This window comes from Methylobacterium gnaphalii (genome assembly GCF_007992215.1).
GTDB lineage: Bacteria > Pseudomonadota > Alphaproteobacteria > Rhizobiales > Beijerinckiaceae > Methylobacterium > Methylobacterium gnaphalii.
Map to the genome: position 1 here is coordinate 1 of NZ_BJZV01000043.1, position 818 is coordinate 818.

The window sequence follows — 818 nt, forward strand, 5'->3', positions numbered from 1 at the left end:
ACGACAAGGCACGGGCGGCCGCCAAGCGTGCAACCGGACTAGCGAGCTACCCTAGCTAATCGTGACAGTGCAGCGTCGTACGATCTGCTCCGCGCCTTTTCCAAGCCAGGATCAGATTGCCGACGCGGAGAGCGGCTTCGTGGGTTGTGAAGATCGGCCGGGAGGCGTCCACGCGTGCACCTTCCTCGCGATAGATGGCCCAGGACCAGGGATGCGGTGCTTGTGAGGCTCAGGATGAGGTCTGCGTGCGCCTCGACGTGCTGCGAGCGCCGGTCGCCGCCTTGCGGCTTGGCCGCCACCGACCTTCCTGCGCGAAACTCTCCTGCCAGCGGATGGCGCTCGACGGGCTGACCCCGAAGCGCCGCGCCGCACCGCGCCGCGAGGATCCTTACTCCACGGCGTGCACGACGCGCTCACGCAGATCGGACGACAACGGCGACGACATCGACCCTCATGTCGAAAGCCGACAGGCAATCAGATCAGCCCGCGCCCGGAAACCCAGGTCGACTCAGCTTGGTCGGCGGTTGCTCTAATCGCCAGGGCATCTCGTGAAATCAAGCGGGCCAAACAGTCGACGTCCAGGAAGACTGCCCGACCCGCCGTCGCTAGTCCCGTGAGGGAAGGATGCGACGGGCCAGTATACGCCCCTCAACCCCAACCGCCTGACTGCAATTCGGCAGTTCACCCTGATGGGTAAGGCCGAGCGCACCTGAGATCCCGAGCCGGCCGGGCAGGCCGGGCAGGCCGGGCAGGCCGGGCAGGCCGGGCAGGCCGGGCAGGCCGAGCAGGCCGAGCAGGCCGAGCAGGCCGAGCAGGCC

1 protein-coding gene and 1 pseudogene are annotated in these 818 nt (G+C 67.7%); both read right to left on the reverse strand.

Going from position 1 to position 818, the window contains the following annotated elements; translation table 11 throughout:
- Positions 1-224: 224 nt before the first annotated feature.
- A pseudogene (locus tag MGN01_RS21350) lies at positions 225-445 on the reverse strand (helix-turn-helix domain-containing protein); the annotation flags it as partial.
- Positions 446-605: 160 nt separating this feature from the next.
- Positions 606-818, reverse strand: a 213-nt coding sequence (locus MGN01_RS23785; protein WP_176599831.1) for a hypothetical protein, incomplete at its 5' end; no start/stop codon positions are given.